Genomic DNA, 19,404 nt, shown 5'->3' with positions numbered 1-19,404 from the left:
CAGACGGGTGTCCTCCCAACAGTTAAGTCCCCTCAGTAGCGAGGTGAAAGTGAAATGGCCGACGACGAGATGCTGTCGTGGGACGAGTCCGTGTTCCGCGACGAGCACGTCTTCGAGATCGACTACGTCCCCGAGACGTTCTACCACCGCGACGAGCAGATGCAGAACCTGAAGTACGCGCTCCGGCCCGCCGCGCGTGGCTCCCGGCCGCTGAACGTGATGATGCGCGGGCCGCCGGGGACGGGGAAGACGACGGGCGTCGGCAAACTGTTCGACGAACTGCAGGCGGTCGCGGACGTCAACGTCGCGCACGTGAACTGCCAGGTGGACTCGACGCGCTACGCGGTGTTCTCCCGGCTGTTCGAGGAGATGTTCGAGTACGAACCGCCCACCAGCGGCATCTCGTTCAAGAAGCTGTTCGGCCAGATAACCGACCGCCTCGTCGAGGACGACGAGGTGCTGGTCGTCGCGCTCGACGACGTCAACTACCTGTTCTACGACGACGAGGCGAGCGACACGCTGTACTCGCTACTCCGGGCGCACGAGGCGCACTCCGGGGCGAAGATCGGCGTCGTGCTCGTCTCCTCGGACCTCGACCTCGACATCATCGAGGAGTTGGACACGCGCGTCCAGTCGGTGTTCCGCCCCGAGGAGGTGTACTTCCCGCGCTACGACGAGGCCGAAATCGCCGATATCCTCCGCGAGCGCGTCGAGTACGGCTTCCGCGAGGACGTCGCCGGCCCCGAGATAACCGACCGCGTGGCGGAACTCACCGCCGAGACCGGTGGCGACCTCCGGGTCGGCATCGACCTGTTGCGGCGGGCCGGCCTGCAAGCGGAGATGCGCGCCTCCCGAACCGTCGAACTGGAGGACGTCGACTCGGCGTACGACAAGTCGAAGTACGTCCACCTGTCGCGGCACCTCCAGGGGCTCTCGGACTCCGAGCAGGCGCTCGTGCGCGTCATCGCCGAACACGACGGCGAGCGCGCCGGCGAGGTGTACGACGCGTTCGAGGACGAGACCGGTCTCGGCTACACGCGCTACTCCGAACTCATCAACAAACTCGACCAGTTGGGACTCATCGACGCCACCTACACCAGCGTCGAGGGACGCGGGCGTTCGCGGACGCTCTCGCTGGCGTACGACGCCGAAGCGGTGTTGGAGCGGTTGGACTGAGCACCGTCGGAACTGATGGCGTGTATCGGAACGTAACGAGCGTTAGACAGAGAGCGTGAGTATATCGGCGCGCAGAGTAGACTGCTCACCTATTGACCATGAGTTTGTGGAACATTGATGTGTTGAACGGTTTTCTAGCAAATTACAAAATCTCCTTCAACACGATTTTTGTTGTCCAACACGGCGACGCATTGGCTAGAATCATCACCGTGAGAATATTTAATATCTGGCTGCACCATCCTACTCTTTGAAAGCATCATGGAATTCAATACCTCTTCAAATTCGGGACGTGCAAGTGCTCTCCCTGACGTTGTGAAAGTGAACCTCATTCTGTGGGGAGCCATGATTGCAGCACTGGGCATCATTTTGTGGGACACGATGTTCCTCGCTCAGGCACTACCTGTGGCATTCCTCGCTGCAATTGCGAGTAATCTCTTCCTTCTATGGGGGACCCGAGAGATGCGTGATGACGTAGACGCCTGAACATCGAGTTATTGTGGCTCTGGTATGTTATACGCCATTTTCTATTATTGCTCGAAGCCTGAACAGTAAGTCGGTCAGTGTTACACACGCGGCACGTGTCTAACAGCTGAATCACCCCAAACCTGTTTGGAAGAAACTTCCTGCTTCGATTGCCGGTATTGATAGACAGAGAGCGTGGGTCTATCGTTTCTCTGGTGTGAACGTCTCTGTGCCTTTGACGTTCTCAATCGTCATCCGATTGTGGTCAAGGGTGGCTGTCACACGGTCATATACCTGCACCTGACTGAAGTCCGCACGAGATGTGGCCGCAAATCGACATCCCTCCGCAGGGTTCGAGTCATCTCCCCACTCTTCGCTACACACACTCAGCGTGTATGATACTCTATTGTATTCGGTTTGTAGCTCCCTGTGAAGAGCCTCGGAAACGGTTGGCCTTCTTGGGGTCGAAAAGCGGTCTGCCCATTCGTCGGCGAGGTACTCCACTCGGGGTCGCTGTGTCGTCTCAAGGACACCGAGCGAAACCCGAATCACGTCTTCACGAATGGCTTGGCTCTCTTCATTGCGCCACACGTCAATTGCTTTGCTTTGTACGTAGCCCGTCGTACTTGGGGGTGTGGAGCAACCAGGTATCCCGGCGGCTCCAGCTGCAGTGAGAGACGCAAGGAGGGTGCGCCGATTCATACGTTATTTCACTTATCATAGAATAAGTAAGTTTGCAGGCAGGGAATAGTAGGTAGTGATACACACGCGGCACCCGTCTTTCAGTCAACGCTGGCCGTTCGAGAGCCACCCGCCAGCCCACTGTACCGCGAGCGAACGCCGTGAGCGAGCGGGGTGACGAGTGAACGGAGCGCCCGCTCTGCGGGCGCGAAGTGAACGAGGAATCCTTTTGTTCGAGCTTTTACCCTGTGGGGCGGCTTCGCCGCCCCACTCGTGGATAAACAGTCGCTTACCAGGGTTCGTCCTTCAGTCCCAGCAGGTACGCGCCGACGTTGGTCCCGACGTGGAGCAGCGGCGTCACGACGAGCACGACGGCGACGGTCGGGCGGGTGAACGTCTTCTGGAACCAGTTCGGCGCGACGAGGCGGGCGAGTGCGAGCGCCCCGGCGACGAAGTCGAGTTGGTCGAGTCCGGGCGCCATCGCCCCGCGAGTGCGACCGGTACGTCGCTTGAGGAACGACCCGACGATGTCGCCGAGCATCGCGCCGGCGGCCAGCGCGACGCTCGCCCGGAGCGGGAAGCGAGGGAGCGACCACGAGGTGCGCCCCTCGACGGCGGCGGCGACGCGGTTGAGGCCGCACGCGGTGAGCGTCCCGACGAGGATACCGGCGGCGGTGCCCCGCCAGGTCTTGCCGTCGCCGAGCAGACGCTTGCCGTTCCACTCCCGGCCGCCGTCGATGGGCGAACCGCCGCCGAACAGGACCGCGGCGTTGTTCGGCAGGTAGGCGGGCAACATCGCCCAGAACGCGGCGACGAGCGTCGAGAGGGTCATGACGCGACGTGCTCGTGGCGATGAGTAAACACTGTCGGAGCAGGTTGCCCGAGGAGCGCGACCCGGTCGCGGGCGACGGGCGGAGCGCGAACTGGCGGTGGAGTCGCGAGTGTGGCGTCGGGGATAAACACGCTCAAGTCGGCGGACGGCAGAGCTTGCCACGATGATACCTCCTATCGCGGACCGGTTCGTGGCGGGCGAGAGCGCCGCCGCGGTGCTCGACCACGCCCGACGGATGGAGGCGTCGGGCGTCAAGAGCATCTGCAACCTGCTGGGCGAACACTACCAGGAACGCCCGCCCGCCGACGGCGACACCGCGGCGTACCGCCAACTGCTGCGGGACATGCCCGACACGCTCGACGCCTGCGTCTCGGTGAAACCCTCGCAGCTCGGTATCGAGGTCGGCGACGCGGTGTTCGAGGAGAACCTCGGGCGCGTCGTCGAGGTCGCCGAGCAGGAAGGGCGGTTCGTCTGGGTCGACATGGAGGACTACACGACCGTCGACGCCACCATCGACGCGTTCGAGGCGGCCGCTCGGGACTACCCGAAGATGGGGCTGTGTCTCCAGTCGAACATGAAACGCACCGACGAGGACCTCGAACGGGTCGCCGACGTCGCCGGGAAGATACGCCTCGTGAAAGGCGCGTACGACCCGCCGAAGGAGCTGGTACACCAGGGTAAGGAGGCGGTGAACGAAGCGTACGGACGCCACATGGAGTACCTGTTCGCGGAGTTCGACGGCACTGTCGGCGTCGGCAGTCACGACCCGCGGATGATCGACCGTGCCATCGCCCTCCACGACGAGTTCGGCACCGACTTCGAGATTCAGATGCTCATGGGCGTCCGGGAGGACGCGCAGGTCGACCTCGCGGGCGAGTACGAGGTGTACCAGTACGTCCCGTACGGCGACAAGTGGGCGTCGTACTTCTACCGACGCGTGCTCGAACGCAAGGAGAACGCGCTGTTCGCGCTTCGAGCGATTCTCTCCTGAGCCGACGGACTGTCGGAGCGAGGGTCGGCGGTTCAGACGTCCTCGGCGTCGGCCCGGTCGGCGCGCAACGACGGCATCTCCTCTTCGACGTCGATCTGGACGCCGCTCTCCTTGGCGTCGCCGAAGCCCGCCGAGAGGATGCGTGTGAGCGCGTCCTCGACGGTCTCGTCGACCTCGGTGTAGCTCTCGGGTTCGACCTCGACGACGAACCCGGTGGTGATGTTCGGCGCGGTGGGCAAGAACAGCAGTTCGCGACCGTCGTCGGCCTGCTTTCCGGTCTTGAACCCGGTCATCCGCATCCCCTGCCAGGTCTCGATCTTGACGGGGCTCTGGAGGTCCTCGGGACCCTGCACGGCGGTCTCGACGGCCATCTTCGAGGCGTTGTAGACGACGCGTAACCCCGGAATTCGGTTCATCGAAGAGTCGATGCCGCCCTCCACGAGGTCGCCGAAGGTGGTCCGCATCATGTAGCCGACCGACAGCGTGAGCAGGAGGAGGACCGCGATGAGGAGGCCGACCTGAACGTACGGCACCGCCCACTGGTTGTTGGGCAACTGTTCGGCGGTGATGGGGATGAGTTCGAGCGCCGCGAGTTTGACGAACAGCCAGCGGAGGATGTAGAGGGTGACCAACAGGGGACCGAGGACGATGAGGCCACTCGCGAAGTCGCGTTTCCACGAGCCTAGCGAAGCCATACCGAGCACAACGGGGGCGGGATTATCAGCCTTCCTACCGGTGGTCGTCGACGGCGACCGACCCTGCCAGCGGCACCGAGAGCCACGCGTCGTCGCGCGAGATGTCGGCGATGACGAGTCGCTGTCCCGAGATTGCAGCCATCACCTCGCCGTCGCCGCTCGCGTCCGCCCGTGCCGCTGAGTTGGATGGCATCACGTGTCACTATCTAGCATTCAACTATAAACGTATCGGAACGGGTTGCCGGTTCATCACGGTCGAGCGTGTTGGTAAAACCCGTATTTCAGTCAACGCGACGTATTAGTCACGAGAACCGCTACCTCGGTTCGTGTGGACGCCTAACAAGATAGCATCGTACCGAAAATCGGCGGCAGATGCCGTCGGCGTGGAGACAACGGCAGTTTTATCACCAACAATCAAATACGGAGACTTGGAATGACAGACAGTAGCGGACTTTCCCGGCGTCGCTTCCTGCAGGCGACCGGTGGGGCGGCAGGCGTTGCCGCGCTCGCAGGTTGTCTCGGGCTTGGCGGTGACGACGGCAACGACGGTGGCAACGACAGTGACGGGAACGGCAACGGTAACGGCACCGGCAACGGTGGCGGCGACGGCAACGAGTCGACGCCCGAACCGCAGTCCGGCGGGACGTTCCGGATGATCAACTCGACGATGACGACGTTCGACCCCGTCGCCGCAGGCGACGAGGCATCGGGCTACGTCGTGACCCAGATTCACGACGCCCTGATGAACTACCCGAACGGCGACACCTCCGTCGAGAACCTGCTCGCCTCGAACGTCGAGCGTTCCGACGACGACACGACGTACACGTTCACACTCAACGACGCGACGTTCCACGACGGCAACACCGTCACGGCACAGGACTTCGTCTACTCGTTCGAGCGGCTCGCCCGCTCGCCGAAGTCGGTGCGGTCGTACTTCATCCTCGACTCGCTGGGCATCGCCCACGAGACCGACGGCGACGGCAACTACGTCGCGGAGTCGCTCAACGTGAGCGCCGAGGACGAGAAGACCCTCAAGATCACTCTCGCGGAGCCGTTCCACATGACGCTCCAGATGCTCGCGTACTCCTCGTTCGCGGTCATCCCGCAGGACGCCATCGGCATCGACATCGACGCCGAGCGCACGGGCTCGGGTGAGGAGGCCGAGGACGCCCCCGAGTACACCGAGTTCGCCACCAGCTCTCCCATCGGCTGTGGTCCGTTCTCCTTCGACTTCTGGGAGAAGGGGACGGCCGCAGAGGTCTCGAAGTACGACGACTACTACGGCGAGAGCGCCTACCTCGACAAGGTCCACTGGCAGGTCATCGAGGACGACAACGCGATGTTCAACTACGCGATGTCGCAGAACGTCGACCGGTTCAACGTTCCGACGCCGCGCTACGACCGCAGCAAGGTCAAGAACACCTCGAAGGACGACCAGGGTCGCACCGTCGGCGAGTACGGGCCGTTCCAGGCGAACGGCGAGACCGTCGACTACCTGAAGGTGCCCGAGGTGTCGACGTTCTACATCGCGTTCAACACCCAGGAGGTCCCGAAGCCGGTCCGCCAGGCGTTCGCTCACGCGATCAACCAGGAGAGCCTCTCGAGCCGTGTGTTCAAGGACCGCCAGGCGCCGGCGTACCACCTCACGCCGCCGCTCGTCTTCCCCGGGGAGAACCCCGCGGAGAACTACGACTCGCACGTCCAGGAGAACTACCCGTACGGTATCGGCGAGTCCCAGGTCCCCGAGGCCAAGCAGGTCATGGAGGACGCTGGCTACTCCTCGAACGAGAAGTTCGAGCTGACGCTCACGCACTACGAGAGCACGACCTGGAACGAGATGGCCCAGATCATCCGCCAGCAGCTCCAGAGTGCACACATCGACATGACCATCGAGTCCGCGGAGTTCTCGACGCTCCTCGACCGTGGTCAGAACGGGAACCTACAGGCGTACACGCTCGGGTGGATCGCCGACTGGCCGGCCGGAGACAACTTCCTCCAGCTCATCAACCCGCCAAACACCTACACGGGTGAGACCGGCGTGCTGACGTACACGAACTGGGGCCGCGACGAGGCGACGGAGGCCTCCCAGAGCGCCGCCGAGGCGTGGGAGACCATCCAGGCCAACCCCGGTCCGGGCGACGATGCAGAGCAGGCCCGTGCCGACGCCTACCTCAAGATGGAGGAGGCGAACTGGGAGGACGTCATCCTCGTGAACATGTTCCACGGCGCGACGGAGCGGTTCAAGTACAAGTACATGCACATGCCCGCCTTCGGTGCGATGGGCGAGTCCCGCCAGAAGTTCACGAGCTTCTGGAAGGAGCAAGAGAGCCGCCGGACGGTCACCGCGACGCCGCAGACGCCCGCAAACGGCTCCGGCGAGTAAGCACCGTCCACGTCTGAACGTACCGTTTTTCGACCCAACGCGCCCAGCGGCGCGCGTGCGAGACGAAAGAGATAATTGCCGCACCCCAAAATTCAGCGACAAGCTACAATGATAGCCATGGACAGCGACGGCGGTGACTGCGCCCGCGGACGGGCGACGGGCCGTCCCGAACGAGACGGGAGGGCTCCATGAGCCGCTGGAGCTACTTCGCGAGGCGACTCGTACTCGCCATTCCGGTGCTGTTGTTCTCGATGTCGCTCACCTTCATCATCCTTCGGATGGGTCCACTGGACCCGGTGTCTGCGATCGTCGGGACGAACAACGACCCCGGCTACCGCCGCGCGGTCGCACGGAGTATCGGTATCATCGACGCACAGGGCAATCCGATTCCCCTCTGGCGACAGTACGTCGCGTTCATGACCGACCTGTTGACCTTCGACCTCGGTCAGGCGTGGGTCGTCAACCGCGGGTCGGACGTGACGGAACTCATCGCGACGCGAGCGCCCCGAACCATCTGGCTCGGCTTCTGGTCGGTGCTGGTGGCGCTGCTCGTCGGCATCCCGCTCGGGTTCTACGCCGGCCTGCGTCCGAACACGCTGTCGGACTACTCGGCGTCGTTCGGTGGAATCGTCTGGCGAGCGATGCCGAACTTCTGGCTCGCCATCATCATCTCGTCGTTCCTCGTCGCTTCGAACCAGTTGACCGGCGGTGCGTTCAACTGGTCGACGTGGATCGTCGACACGAAGGTCATCACGGCACCGCCGCTGGAGGACCTCACGGACCCCGAGAACCTCGCGGTCGCCATCAAACAGATCCTCCCACCGGCGCTGGTGTTGGGCTCCTCGTCGATGGGTAACGAGATGCGTGTCGGCCGGACGGCCGTTCTGGAGACGGTGAACTCGAACTACGTCGAGACCGCCCGGGCGAAGGGCGTTCCCGAGCGCATCATCGTCTGGAAGCACATCTTCCGGAACGCGCTCATCCCGCTGGTGCCCATCATCACCGCGGAGGCGTTCATCCTCATCGGCGGGTCGGTCATCGTCGAAGAGATCTTCGCCATCAACGGACTGGGCAAACTGTTCATCGACGCGGCGTTCCAGGGTGACCTGCCGCTCGCCGGGTCGCTGATCTACGTCTTCGTCCTACTCACGTTGATAATCAACATCCTGCAGGACTTCCTGTACACCCTCATCGACCCACGAATCGGGTACGACTGACAATGAGTAGCCAACACCAATTCGAGGAGGTACCGCTGCGCGAGCGTCTCGCGACGAACCCGCGGCCCGCGCTCGTGTGGGCCGTCGGGCTCGCCTTGCTGCTGCTCGTCGAACTCGGCGCCGTCATCTCGACGCTGTTCGGCGTGTTCGAACTCGTCGCCAGCGTCGCTATCGGTGCGGTCAGCGGCGCGCCCCAGGGCATCGGCCCCAACAGCGACGCGACGGGTGCGGTCGTCGTCAGCATCCTCAACAGCATCGAACAGTTCGGGAACACCCTGCCGACGCTGCTCTCGCGGAGCCTGATTCCCAACCAGGGCCACCAGGTCGCCAGCGGGGCGTGGGAGGGCACCTTCCTGGGACTGCCACCGGCGTACGCCTGGTTCTTCCGGGTCGTCCTCATCTACGCCTACCTGTTCCTGTTGCTGTGGTGGGCCTGGTTCGGCTACCGGACGTTCGTCGAGCACTACCGACAGGCCGACTGGACGCCCCGCGACGACGTCGTCGACCGCCTCCGCGGTCACCGCTGGGGTCAGTTCGGCCTCGTCATCGTCGTGCTGTTCGTCGGTCTGGCGCTGTTCGCGCCGACCATCTCCCCGACGACGTTCGAACAGGACATCGACCGTCCCTACGAGTTCGAGGTCGAGTACTTCGACGAGGAGACGGGGACCGTCGAGACGACGACCGCCGGTGACGCGAATCTCGTCTCCTCTTCGCAGGGGACGCCCGCGTACAACACCGGGCCGCTGTCGTACGACGAGTTCGGCCGGTTCCATCCGTTCGGGACGATGAACTTACCGGGCGGTGACCTGTTCACCTTCATGGCGTACGGGGCACGCGTCTCGCTGTTCATCGGCGTCACCGCCATCGCCATCAGTGGCTTCATCGCCGCCGCGTTCGGTCTGCTGACGGCGTACTACAAGGGCTTCGCCGACCTCTCGGTGGTGGTCATCAGCGACTCCATCCAGGCGATTCCGGTGTTGCTGTTGCTCATCCTCATCAACGTGGTGTTCGCCGACCACTGGTTGACGAGCTTCTACAACGGCGGGTTACTGCTCGCGCTCGCGTTCGGGTTCCTCTACTGGCCGGGGCTCTGGCGTGCGGTGCGTGGGCCCGCCTTCCAGGTCTCCGAACAGGAGTGGGTCGACGCCGCTCGTTCCTACGGGCAGCGCTCGACCACCACGATGCGCAAGCACATGCTGCCGTACATCCTCGGCTACCTGCTCGTCTACGGGTCGCTGACCATCGGCGGCATCATCATCACGACGGCGGCGCTGTCGTTCCTCAACATCGGAATCGGCGCGCCGACCCCCGAGTGGGGCCGGGCGGTCGCCGACGGGCGGTCGTACGTCGCCACCGAGTCGTGGCACATCGCGCTCATCCCGGGCATCCTCATCGTGCTCGTCGTGACGGCGCTGAACGCGTTCGGCGACGGCATCCGTGACGCCATCGACCCACAGAGTCAGGGTGGCGAGGGTGCTGCTAACGAGGCCGCGGCCGCCGGGGGTGGCGGATGAGCCTCCAGCAGAGCCGGATGGACGAACCCATCCTCGAAGTGGAGAACCTCCAGACGACGTTCTTCACCGACAAGGAGACCATCCGTGCGGTCGACGACATCAGCTACACCATCCACCGCGGAGAGACCGTCGGCATCGTCGGCGAGTCCGGGTCGGGCAAGTCCGTCACCGCCCGCTCCATCATGGGACTCGTCGACTCGCCCGGTCGCATCATGGGCGGGTCCATCAAGTTCCGCGAGCCGACGACCGTCGACCGGCTCGCGCGACTGTTCCCCAAGCGGACCGCCGAGATCGACGAACTCCGCGAGGAACACGACCTCGTCGACCTCGTCGACCGCCTGCTGTCGAGTGGCCACCGCGCCTCGGAACTCGGCGGCGACCAGTACGCCGGCGCGGACGCCGAGACGCTCGTCCGCGAGGGGCGTGTCGACATGGCCGACCTCGTCGAGGGCGGCTACGCCGCGGAGCTCGGTATCGTCCGCGAGAAGACGTTCGTCGTCCGCGACGGCGCGGAGGGCTACGTCGAGATCACCAACGCACCCAAGGAGGGGCTCCGGAAGCTCCGTGGCAGCGGTATCGCCATGATCTTCCAGGACCCGCTGACGTCGCTCAACCCCGTCTACACCGTCGGTAACCAGATCAAGGAGGCGCTGCGCCTCCACCGCGGGCTGACCGGGAAGGCGGCGACCGAGGAGGCCGTCCGCCTGCTCGAAGCGGTGTCCATCCCCGACGCCCGTCGACGCGTCGACGAGTACCCCCACCAGTTCTCCGGAGGGATGCGCCAGCGGGCGGTCATCGCGATGGCCCTGGCGTGTGAGCCCGAGTTGCTCATCTGTGACGAGCCGACCACGGCGCTCGACGTCACCATCCAGGCGCAGATTCTCGAACTGCTCGACGAGATCCAGGCGGAACGCGACCTCTCGATCATGTTCATCACCCACGACATGGGTGTCATCGCCGAGATCGCCGACCGCGTCAACGTGATGTACGCCGGCGAACTCGTCGAGAGCGCCCCTTCGCGGGTGCTGTTCGACGAGCCGAAACACCCCTACACGCAGGGGCTCCTCGAGTCGATTCCGAGCCGCAACGTCGGCGGCGAGCGCCTCCGTACCATCGAGGGGGAGGTGCCGACGCCGAACGAACAGCCGACGTACTGCCGGTTCGCACCGCGGTGTCCCGAGGCGTTCGACGCGTGTGACGCCGTCCATCCGGTGAGCGTCGACGTGAGTACGAGCGAGGCGGAACACACCGCCGCCTGCCTGCTGTACCCCGAAGACATGGCCCGCGAGGACGCCGTCGCGTACCACCAGTCACGTGGTGCGACGACCGCGCGAGCCGACCCAGACGAGGTGAGCGACGATGAGTGAGACAGAAGAACTCCGCCGAAGCGACCGAACCGACGAACGCAACGACCTCGTGAACGTCAACGGCCTGAAGACCTACTACGAGAGCGGAGGCATCCTCGGCTCCCAACCGGTCAAGGCCGTCGACGGTGTGGACTTCGACATCGAACGCGGGGAGACCCTCGGACTCGTCGGCGAGTCCGGGTGTGGGAAGACGACGCTCGGCCGGACGCTCGTCCGCCTCGAGCGCGCCACCGACGGCGAGGTGCTGTTCGACGGCGAGGACATCACGACGTTCTCGGGCAAGCGCCTCAAGAAGTGGCGGCGCGACGCCCAGATCGTGTTCCAGGACCCCGAGTCCAGTCTCAACGACCGAATGACCGTCGGGGAGATCATCCAGGAACCGCTCGACGTCCACGACTGGCCGGACCTCGACGTCGACGTCGTCGGCACACAGAAGGAGGTCACCGTCAGCGGCGACGGCCACCTGAACGAGGACGAGCGGGAAGCCGACATCACCGTCGAGGTGCCCGGCGGAGCTATCTCGGTCCGCGACGGCGTCCCGCTCCCCCAGGACCGCGTCAGCGTCGACGTCAGCGAGAGCGACTCGTCGGTGACGGTCACGCTGTCGGTCGACGTCTCGCGGAGCAAGCTCCGACGAGCACGCGTCAGGGAACTGCTGACGACCGTCGGCCTGCGCCGGGAGCACTACTTCCGGTACCCCCACCAGTTCTCGGGCGGCCAGCGCCAGCGCATCGGTATCGCCCGCGCACTGGCGCTCGAACCGGAGTTCGTCGTGCTCGACGAACCCGTCTCCGCACTGGACGTGAGTGTCCAGGCGAAGATCCTCAACCTGCTGGAGGAGCTCCAGGAGGAGTTCGGGCTGACGTACCTGTTCATCGCACACGACCTCTCGGTGGTGCGCCACATCTGCGACCGCGTCGCCGTGATGTACCTCGGACACATCATGGAGATCGGCGAGAGCGACGAGCTGTTCCAGAACCCGAAGAACCCGTACACGCGGGCGTTGCTCTCGGCGATTCCCGACCCCGACCCGACCGACGACAAACGGCGGATCACGCTGCGGGGCACGCCGCCGAGTCCGCGTGACCCGCCGAAGGGCTGTCCGTTCACCACGCGCTGTCCGGTGAAGATCCGCCCGTCGGAGTACGACCACCTCGACGAGGAGACGTGGGAGGGCATCGAACTGTTGCGCGAGATCCTCCGCGAGCGGTCGCGGGCCGACCGGTCGTTCACCGAGATGGCCCGGGGCGTCCTCGGGATGGAGACGCGCTTCTCGGGCATCGACGAGATCGTCCGTGAGGTGTTCCCCCACCGCCTCGACCCCGAGCGCGAACAGGCGCTCGAACGGGCCATCGAGGCCGCCGACGGCGGTCGGGAGGACGAGGCGCGCGAAATCCTCGGACAGCACTTCGACCCCGAGGAGACCGACGCGGACTTCGACGACCTCGTCGACGCGTTCATCAGCGACGTCCACGCGGGCAGCCACGAGCAGGCACGCTCGCGGGTCCGCGACCGGTTCGGCGAGATGGACGTCCCGCCGGAGGTCCGCTCGGACGTCGAGACCGCCATCGACCACGTCCGGTCGGGCGACGAGGACACCGCACGCGAGTACCTGCGCGACCAGTTCGGGAGCGTCTGTGACGCCGAATCGCCACAGCACCACGTCGTGAGCGACACGGGACGGACGAGCTACTGTCACCGTCACCGTGCCGAACACGAGGAGCCGGAAGTGGTGTTCGAGAGCCTCGTCGACTGATGGCGGACCGCTCGGCGACACCCGAGGAGTTCGACGGGTCGGGGGCGGACCGTCCGCGCCAGCTCGTCGACCTCGTCGCCTACTCGCTGAGCGTCCTCGTCGTGTTGTTCGTCGTTCTGGGTGCCGTCAGCGTCGCGCTCGGCGGCGGGCTCGTCGGGGTGAAACGAGGACTGTTCGTCGTCGGGATGTTGCTGTTCGGCCTCGCGGCGTTGAAGCTCCGCCCGACCCGACTCGACAAGCGCGACGAGGCCCGACTGCCCGCCGACCGCGGCCGAGAGACGCCGTTCCAGTCGCGCGTCCAGCGGGTGATTCCGTCGGCGTATCGCCTGGACCACGACGACCGACTCTCTGACGCGCTGAAGCTGTTCGTCGCGAGTCTGCTCGTGCTGGCCGTCTCCTACGTGATGGAGACGGTGTTCGGTATCGCCGTCTCGTAGCCAATCGTCGCGGCCGGGGGACGAACCGGTCGCGACGACGGCACGCTCGGTCCGGGCGTGTCGGGACGACGCCAACAGCTTTTACACGTTCAATCGCCGAGAGGGAGGCATGCCCGAAATCGGAGAGGAGACCGACTACGCCGACCGCGTCGCGAGCAACGCCGACGCGCTGAAGAACGCGTGGAACGCGACCCGCGAGGAGCTGTACGGGATGGCCGAGGAACTCGAGGAGAAGGGGTGGGACGCGCTCGCCGTCGCTGCCGACGACCTCGCACCCGAGAGCCCGGAACAGGAGCCGACGGGTCGCTACGGCCTCACGTTCGGTGTCGTCGACAACCTCGCCGACGACGTGCTGGAGGTGCTCGCGACGGTGACCGACCACACCGTCGAGGAGCTCGCCGCCCAGGAGGAGGGCGAGCCGCTCGAACTCGACGCGTTCGACCGCTTCGAGGTGTTCCAGCACGAGCAGAGCGGTCAGGTGTACATGGTCGTCGCGTACTTCGACGACGACAGCCAGACGGCGCTGTTGCTGGCCGGAGCGTACCAGCAGATGTACGCGGGGGCCGTCCGCCGAGCGGTCGTCGACAACGAGACGGCGTTCGTCCACGTTCAGCGTCTTGACCGGACGCCCGTCGCCAGCTTCCGCCACGAGGAGTGGGAGCCGTTCTTCCCGAAGGCGGAGCAGCGACTCGCCGAGGGAGCCGACGAGGACCCCCGACACTGACCGGCGGTCGACCGGCCCCCGTCCGTGTGAGAAACCGACGGGGATGTGTAACGCCTTTGTACGCGGGCGGAGTCAGTGTGCACCATGAACGTCGCAGACGCCATGACGCCGGGCGACGAGGTCGTGACGGTGTCGCTACCGGGCAGCCGCGACGACGCGTTGGAGTACCTCCGCACGGGCGAGTTCTCCTCCGTCGCCGTCGTGAAACCGACCGACGACGGTGAGGTGTTCCGGGGACTCGTCTCCCGGGAGGGCCTCATCAACAACCCCGACGAGGACCAACTCGCGTTGCTCGTCGAGGAGGGGCCGACCGTCACCGCCGACACGTCGCTCGACGAACTCGCCGCCGTGATGCGCGAGCACGACGCCCGGCGCGTGCCGGTCGTCGACGGCGACACGCTCGACGGCATCGTCACCATCACCGACGTCGTCCGGGCCATCGCAGAGGGCGACGCCGACGGCGAGAGCGCGGTCGGCGACCTCGCGACGCGCACCGTCAACTGCGTCTACACCGAGACGCCGCTGGCGGTCGTCGAGCGCGAACTGTCGTTCGCGGACGTCCCCTACGGCATCGTCGTCGGTGAGGACGACGACGAGGTGGACGTCGTCGGCATCATCACCGAAGCCGACCTCATCGAGGTCGCCGAGGTCGTCGAGGGCGAGGGCCAGACCGGCGACTCCATCGCCGACGAGGACGACGACTGGAAGTGGGAGGGTATCAAGGCCGTCGGCAACCGCTACATCCCGACGCGTGACGTGCAGTTCCCCGAGGGCACCGCCAGCGAGTTCATGAGCGAGGAGATGGTGACCGTCTCGCGGACGAAGACCGCGCAGTTCGCCGCCCGCCAGATGCTGAAACACGACATCGAGCAGATACCGCTGATGAGCGGTAGCGACCTCGTGGGCATCGTCCAGGACATGGACCTCCTGAAGTCGCTATGAGCGAGGCCGACACCGACCTGATGGAGCTCGCCAAGCGCCGGGGCTTCTTCTTCCAGGCCAGCGAGGCGTACGGCGGCGTCGCGGGCTTCTACGTCTACGGCCCGCAGGGTGCGACCCTGAAGTCGAACGTCGAGGACGCCTGGCGCGACCGCTACGTCACCCGCGAGGGCCACATGGAGATCGACGCGCCAACCGTCATGCCCGAACCCGTCTTCGAGGCGTCGGGCCACCTCGACACGTTCGACGACATGATCGTCGAGTGCCCGTCGTGTGGCGAACCCCACCGCGCCGACCACCTCGTCGAGGGTGCGACCGACATCGCCGACGCCGAGGCGCTCCCGATTCCCGACGTGGAGGCGCTCATCGCCGACCACGACATCGCCTGTCCGGCGTGTGGCGAACCGCTCGCGGGCGTCGACGTCACCGACTTCAACCTCATGTTCGAGACGGCCATCGGCCCCGGCTCCTCGCAGGCGGGCTACCTGCGCCCGGAGACCGCACAGGGCATCTTCGTCGAGTTCTCGCGGCTCAAGGAGTACGCGCGCAACCAACTCCCGTTCGGCGTCGCACAGGTCGGTCGAGCCTACCGCAACGAGATATCGCCGCGGCGGGGTCTCATCCGCGTCCGAGAGTTCACGCAGGCCGAACTGGAACACTTCGTCGACCCCGAGGCCGACGAACCGCCGCTCGAACGCGTCGCGGACGTCGAGGTACCGCTGTACTCCGCGAGCGCGCAGGACGGCGACGGCGGCATCGAGACGATGACCGTCGGCGAGGCCGTCGAACGAAACGTCGTCACGAGCGACTGGGTGGCGTTCTACCTCGGTCTCTCCAAGCAGTTCTACGAGCGCATCGGCGTCGACATGGACCGGTTCCGCTACCGCCAGCACCTGCCGGGCGAACTCGCCCACTACGCCAGTGACTGCTGGGACGCCGAGGCCGAGATCGACGGCAACTGGATCGAGATAACGGGCTTCGCCTACCGGGGCGACTACGACCTCTCGAAACACGCGAAGTACGCCGACGCCGACTTCACCGTGTTCCAGCAGTACGATGACCCCGTCACCGTCGAACGGGCGGTCGTCGACCCGGACATGAGCGTGCTCGGCCCCGAGTTCGGCGGCGCGGCCGGCGACGTCGCCGCGGAACTCGACCGGATGGCCGCCGCGGGCGAGGGCGACTTCGACGCCGACCCCATCCCCGTCACCGTCGACGGCGAGACGTACGACGTGCCCGGCGACGCCGTCGACCACCGCGTCGAGGAGGTCACGGAGGCGGGCGAGCACGTCACGCCCCACGTCGTCGAACCGTCGTTCGGCGTCGACCGTCTCGTCGCGACGGTGCTCGACCACGCGCTCCGGACCGACGAGGTCGACGGCGAGCAGCGCTCGTACCTCGCTCTCCCGCCGGAGATGGCCCCGACCACCGTCGGCGTCTTCCCGCTGATGACGAAAGACGGCATGGACGAGCGCGCGAAGGACCTCGCGAGCACGCTCCGCCAGACCGGTCTGAGCGTCGTCTACGACGACTCGGGTGCCATCGGACGGCGCTACCGCCGCCAGGACGAGGTCGGTACGCCCTACGGCGTCACCGTCGACTACGAGACCCTGGAGGAAGACACCGTGACGCTGCGCGAACGCGACTCGACCGACCAGGTCCGCCTGCCGGTCGCCGACCTCGCCGCGGCCATCGCCAACCTCCGGACCGGCGGTGACCTCCGCGAGTGGGGCGACCCGGTCGAGTAACGTGGTCGTCCCCCCAGAGGTCCAGCGCCGGTTGGTCCACGCCACCGGTGCGGTCGTCCCGCTCGCGTACCTCCTGTTCGACGTGCCGTGGCGGTGGGTCCAACTCGCCTGGACGCTCGCCGCGCTGGGAGGGCTGCTCCTCGAAGCGCTGCGGCTGTCGGGGGTCGTCCAGTGGCGTATCTACGACACGCTGACCCGCGAGTACGAACAGGACAACCTCGCGGGCTACGCGCTGTACCTGGTCTCGATGTGCGGGGTGGCCTGGCTGTTCCCCCCGAGCGTCGTCCCCGGCGCGGCCGTCGCGGGGATGTTGATGCTCGCACTCGGCGACCCCGTCTCCGGGCTGTTGGGGTCGGGCGAACTCCAGTCGGTGAAGGGGACGCCCGTCCTCCTCGCGATGTTCGCGGTGTGTCTCGCCATCGCGCTCGGCGTCGGCCTCGCGCCGGTGCCGGCCATCGCGGGCGCGGCGGCCGCCACCGTCGCCGACGGCGTGAAACCCGTCGTCGCCACCTACGTCATCGACGACAACCTCACCATCCCGCCGGCGGCGGCCGTCGGCGTCCTGCTCGGGACGTACCTCCTCGGCGTGGCCTGACCGGTCGACGACGCCGACGCTTCGACCGTCAGACACGTCCGAGTGTCACGATTCTGCACCCGAAACGAAGGGGTTCGCCAACGTCTGTCGTGGGGTGCGAGAACCGTCCCACAGCGTCGGGACGGTTATGACCCGGCGCACACTTGGTTCGTGTAATGACCGTCTACGAGAGCGACCTCCCGGGCGTCGGCAAGAAGTTCGAGGTGGAACTCGACGGCGAGGCGCGGTTGGTCATCGTCATCCACAACACCGGGAAACGAGAGCTGTTCCTCCGAGAGTCCGAGGACGCGGACGCCGAGAAGCTGTTCGGCCTGTCGGACCGTCTCGCCCGCCAGGTCGGGACCATCATGGAGGGGGCGTACTTCCAGCCCATCCGAACCGACAGCATCGAGACGGTGCTGTCGGACGACACGCTCATCGAGTGGACGAAGGTCCAGGCGGACTCCCCGCTGGTCGGGAAGACGCTCGCCGAGACCCGACTGCGCCAGGAGTTGGGCGTCTCCGTCGTCGCCATCCAGCGCGGCGGGGAGACCATCGAGAACCCCGGCGCGGACACCGAGATACTGGCCGAGGACACGCTCGTCGTCCTCGGGTCGAGCGAGGCGTGTCGCCAACTGGACGGCGTGGTCTCCGGGGACGTGGATGGCTGAGGGGACGACGCTGCTCGCCGTCGGGGCGATGTTCCTCGCGCTCGTCCTCGCGGGCGTGCTCGCCCGACGCGCGGGCGTGTCGGTCATCCCACTCTACATCGTCGCGGGCATCGGCGTGGGGGAGGTGGCGACCGGCGCGGCCGGCGCGTCGGGGACGCTCGCGGAGGTAGCGACGATGGTGCCCCAGCCGGACAGCGAGTTCGTCGCGCTCGGCGCGGAGCTGGGTATCGTCTTCCTGCTGTTCTTCCTCGGACTGGAGTTCAGCGTCGAGCGCCTGCTGGCGAGTCGCGACCGCCTGCTGTCGGCGGGCGCGCTGGACCTCGCGGTGAACTTCCCGGTCGGGGTCGCCATCGGTCTCGTCGCGGGCTGGTCGCTCGTCGAGGCGTTCGTCCTCGGCGGAGTCGTCTACATCTCCTCCAGCGCCGTCATCACGAAGTCGCTCATCGACCTGGGGTGGATCGCCAACGCCGAGTCCGAACCGATGCTCGGGACGCTCGTGTTCGAGGACCTCGCCATCGCGCTGTACCTCGCCATCCTGTCGGCGGTCGTCCTCGGTGGCGGTGACCTCGCGAGCGCCGCGCAGGGCGTGGGCGTCGCCGGGGGCTTCCTGCTCGTGCTCGTCGCGGGCGTCGTCAAGGGCGAGGCGCTGTTCGCACGCTACCTCGCGGTCGACTCGAACGAACTGTTCGTGTTGCGCGCGGTGGCGGTGGCGACGCTCGTCGGCGGTATCGCGCTCGAACTCGGGGTGAGCGAGGCGGTCGCCGCCTTCTTCGTCGGGATGGGTTTCTCGTCGACGCGCCACCTCGAAGCGCTCGAACGGCTGCTCGCACCGATTCGGGACGTGTTCGCGGCCGTCTTCTTCTTCTACATCGGTTTGACGACCCAGCTCGAACTCGTCGGGGCCGTCGTCGGTTTGCTCGCCGTGGCCGTGGTGCTCACGACGCTCTCGAAGTTCGCCTCGGGGTATCTGACGGGGCGGCGGGTGTACGGCCTCGACCAGCGACGGTCGGTCCGTGTGGCGGCGGGTCTCGTCACGCGCGGGGAGTTCTCACTCATCATCGCGGCGCTGGTCGCGGGCGCGAGTTCGCCCGTCCTCGCCGAGACCATCCCGGCGTTCGCCGTCGGCTACGTCCTCGTGATGAGCGTGCTCGGGACACTCGCGATGCAGTACGCCGACCGCATCGCGGACGTGATTCCGGGGGCGACCTGACCGGCGTGGAACGCAACACCGAACCGC

At 66.1% G+C, this 19,404-nt stretch carries 17 protein-coding genes; 14 read left to right on the top strand and 3 right to left on the bottom strand.

What is annotated here, in order from left to right:
• The first annotated feature begins 54 nt into the window (after window positions 1-54).
• Window positions 55-1,176 (top strand): ORC1-type DNA replication protein, encoded by a 1,122-nt coding sequence (locus tag M1L36_RS07710; RefSeq protein WP_250873128.1) that lies wholly within the window; start codon window positions 55-57, stop codon window positions 1,174-1,176.
• Between the two features lie 1,432 nt (window positions 1,177-2,608).
• Here the strand turns inward: M1L36_RS07710 and M1L36_RS07705 are convergent.
• Window positions 2,609-3,151 carry a CDP-2,3-bis-(O-geranylgeranyl)-sn-glycerol synthase gene (locus M1L36_RS07705; RefSeq protein ID WP_250873127.1) on the bottom strand — a complete coding sequence of 181 codons (543 nt, stop codon included), beginning with the start codon at window positions 3,149-3,151 and terminating at the stop codon, window positions 2,609-2,611.
• Window positions 3,152-3,314: 163 nt separating this feature from the next.
• Here M1L36_RS07705 and M1L36_RS07700 point away from each other — a divergent pair, with 163 nt between their 5' ends.
• Entirely contained in the window at window positions 3,315-4,142 is an 828-nt protein-coding gene (locus M1L36_RS07700; protein ID WP_250873126.1) for a proline dehydrogenase family protein, read from the top strand.
• A 32-nt stretch (window positions 4,143-4,174) separates the two neighbouring features.
• Here M1L36_RS07700 and M1L36_RS07695 read toward each other — a convergent pair whose 3' ends face one another.
• Both M1L36_RS07695 and M1L36_RS07690 read right to left on the bottom strand, forming a co-directional pair.
• A complete protein-coding gene (locus tag M1L36_RS07695; RefSeq protein ID WP_250873125.1) occupies window positions 4,175-4,837 on the bottom strand; it encodes a DUF502 domain-containing protein in 663 nt (220 codons plus the stop codon).
• Window positions 4,838-4,871: 34 nt separating this feature from the next.
• The gene (locus M1L36_RS07690) at window positions 4,872-5,030 is read right to left on the bottom strand and encodes a DUF7556 family protein (RefSeq protein WP_250873124.1); all 159 of its coding nucleotides are present in this window, start codon (window positions 5,028-5,030) and stop codon (window positions 4,872-4,874) included.
• Window positions 5,031-5,270: 240 nt separating this feature from the next.
• On the opposite strand from M1L36_RS07690, the gene M1L36_RS07685 reads away from it, so the two are divergent.
• The 12 genes from M1L36_RS07685 (at window position 5,271) to M1L36_RS07630 (ending at window position 19,377) form a co-directional block, all read left to right on the top strand.
• Window positions 5,271-7,220, top strand: a complete 1,950-nt coding sequence (locus tag M1L36_RS07685; RefSeq protein ID WP_250873123.1) for an ABC transporter substrate-binding protein — start codon at window positions 5,271-5,273, stop codon at window positions 7,218-7,220.
• A 188-nt stretch (window positions 7,221-7,408) separates the two neighbouring features.
• On the top strand, window positions 7,409-8,437 hold the full coding sequence (locus M1L36_RS07680) for an ABC transporter permease (RefSeq protein ID WP_250873122.1): 1,029 nt from the start codon (window positions 7,409-7,411) through the stop codon (window positions 8,435-8,437).
• Between the two features lie 2 nt (window positions 8,438-8,439).
• Window positions 8,440-9,951 (top strand): ABC transporter permease, encoded by a 1,512-nt coding sequence (locus M1L36_RS07675; protein WP_250873121.1) that lies wholly within the window; start codon window positions 8,440-8,442, stop codon window positions 9,949-9,951.
• A complete protein-coding gene (locus M1L36_RS07670; RefSeq protein WP_250873120.1) occupies window positions 9,948-11,318 on the top strand; it encodes an ABC transporter ATP-binding protein in 1,371 nt (456 codons plus the stop codon). Before M1L36_RS07675 ends, M1L36_RS07670 begins: the two co-directional genes overlap by 4 nt.
• Window positions 11,311-13,074 (top strand): ABC transporter ATP-binding protein, encoded by a 1,764-nt coding sequence (locus tag M1L36_RS07665; protein WP_250873119.1) that lies wholly within the window; start codon window positions 11,311-11,313, stop codon window positions 13,072-13,074. The genes M1L36_RS07670 and M1L36_RS07665 overlap by 8 nt, the downstream gene beginning before the upstream one ends.
• Window positions 13,074-13,511, top strand: a complete 438-nt coding sequence (locus M1L36_RS07660; protein ID WP_250873118.1) for a DUF7555 family protein — start codon at window positions 13,074-13,076, stop codon at window positions 13,509-13,511. Before M1L36_RS07665 ends, M1L36_RS07660 begins: the two co-directional genes overlap by 1 nt.
• A 109-nt stretch (window positions 13,512-13,620) precedes the next feature.
• Window positions 13,621-14,235 carry a DUF7529 family protein gene (locus M1L36_RS07655; RefSeq protein ID WP_250873117.1) on the top strand — a complete coding sequence of 205 codons (615 nt, stop codon included), beginning with the start codon at window positions 13,621-13,623 and terminating at the stop codon, window positions 14,233-14,235.
• 84 nt (window positions 14,236-14,319) lie between these two features.
• Window positions 14,320-15,177, top strand: a complete 858-nt coding sequence (locus M1L36_RS07650) for a CBS domain-containing protein (RefSeq protein ID WP_250873116.1) — start codon at window positions 14,320-14,322, stop codon at window positions 15,175-15,177.
• On the top strand, window positions 15,174-16,922 hold the full coding sequence (gene glyS, locus M1L36_RS07645) for a glycine--tRNA ligase (RefSeq protein ID WP_250873115.1): 1,749 nt from the start codon (window positions 15,174-15,176) through the stop codon (window positions 16,920-16,922). Before M1L36_RS07650 ends, glyS begins: the two co-directional genes overlap by 4 nt.
• Window position 16,923: 1 nt before the next feature.
• Window positions 16,924-17,517: a dolichol kinase gene (locus M1L36_RS07640; RefSeq protein ID WP_250873114.1), complete on the top strand. Its 594-nt coding sequence runs from the start codon at window positions 16,924-16,926 to the stop codon at window positions 17,515-17,517.
• Between the two features lie 155 nt (window positions 17,518-17,672).
• The gene (locus M1L36_RS07635; protein ID WP_250873113.1) at window positions 17,673-18,167 is read left to right on the top strand and encodes a cation:proton antiporter regulatory subunit; all 495 of its coding nucleotides are present in this window, start codon (window positions 17,673-17,675) and stop codon (window positions 18,165-18,167) included.
• A complete protein-coding gene (locus M1L36_RS07630) occupies window positions 18,160-19,377 on the top strand; it encodes a cation:proton antiporter (protein ID WP_250873112.1) in 1,218 nt (405 codons plus the stop codon). The genes M1L36_RS07635 and M1L36_RS07630 overlap by 8 nt, the downstream gene beginning before the upstream one ends.
• Window positions 19,378-19,404 lie beyond the last annotated feature (27 nt).

The organism is Halomarina rubra, from assembly GCF_023699475.1.
Lineage (GTDB): Archaea > Halobacteriota > Halobacteria > Halobacteriales > Haloarculaceae > Halomarina > Halomarina rubra.
The sequence above is the reverse complement of the archived record's forward strand: the minus strand, read 5'-3'. Positions and strand labels throughout refer to the sequence as shown.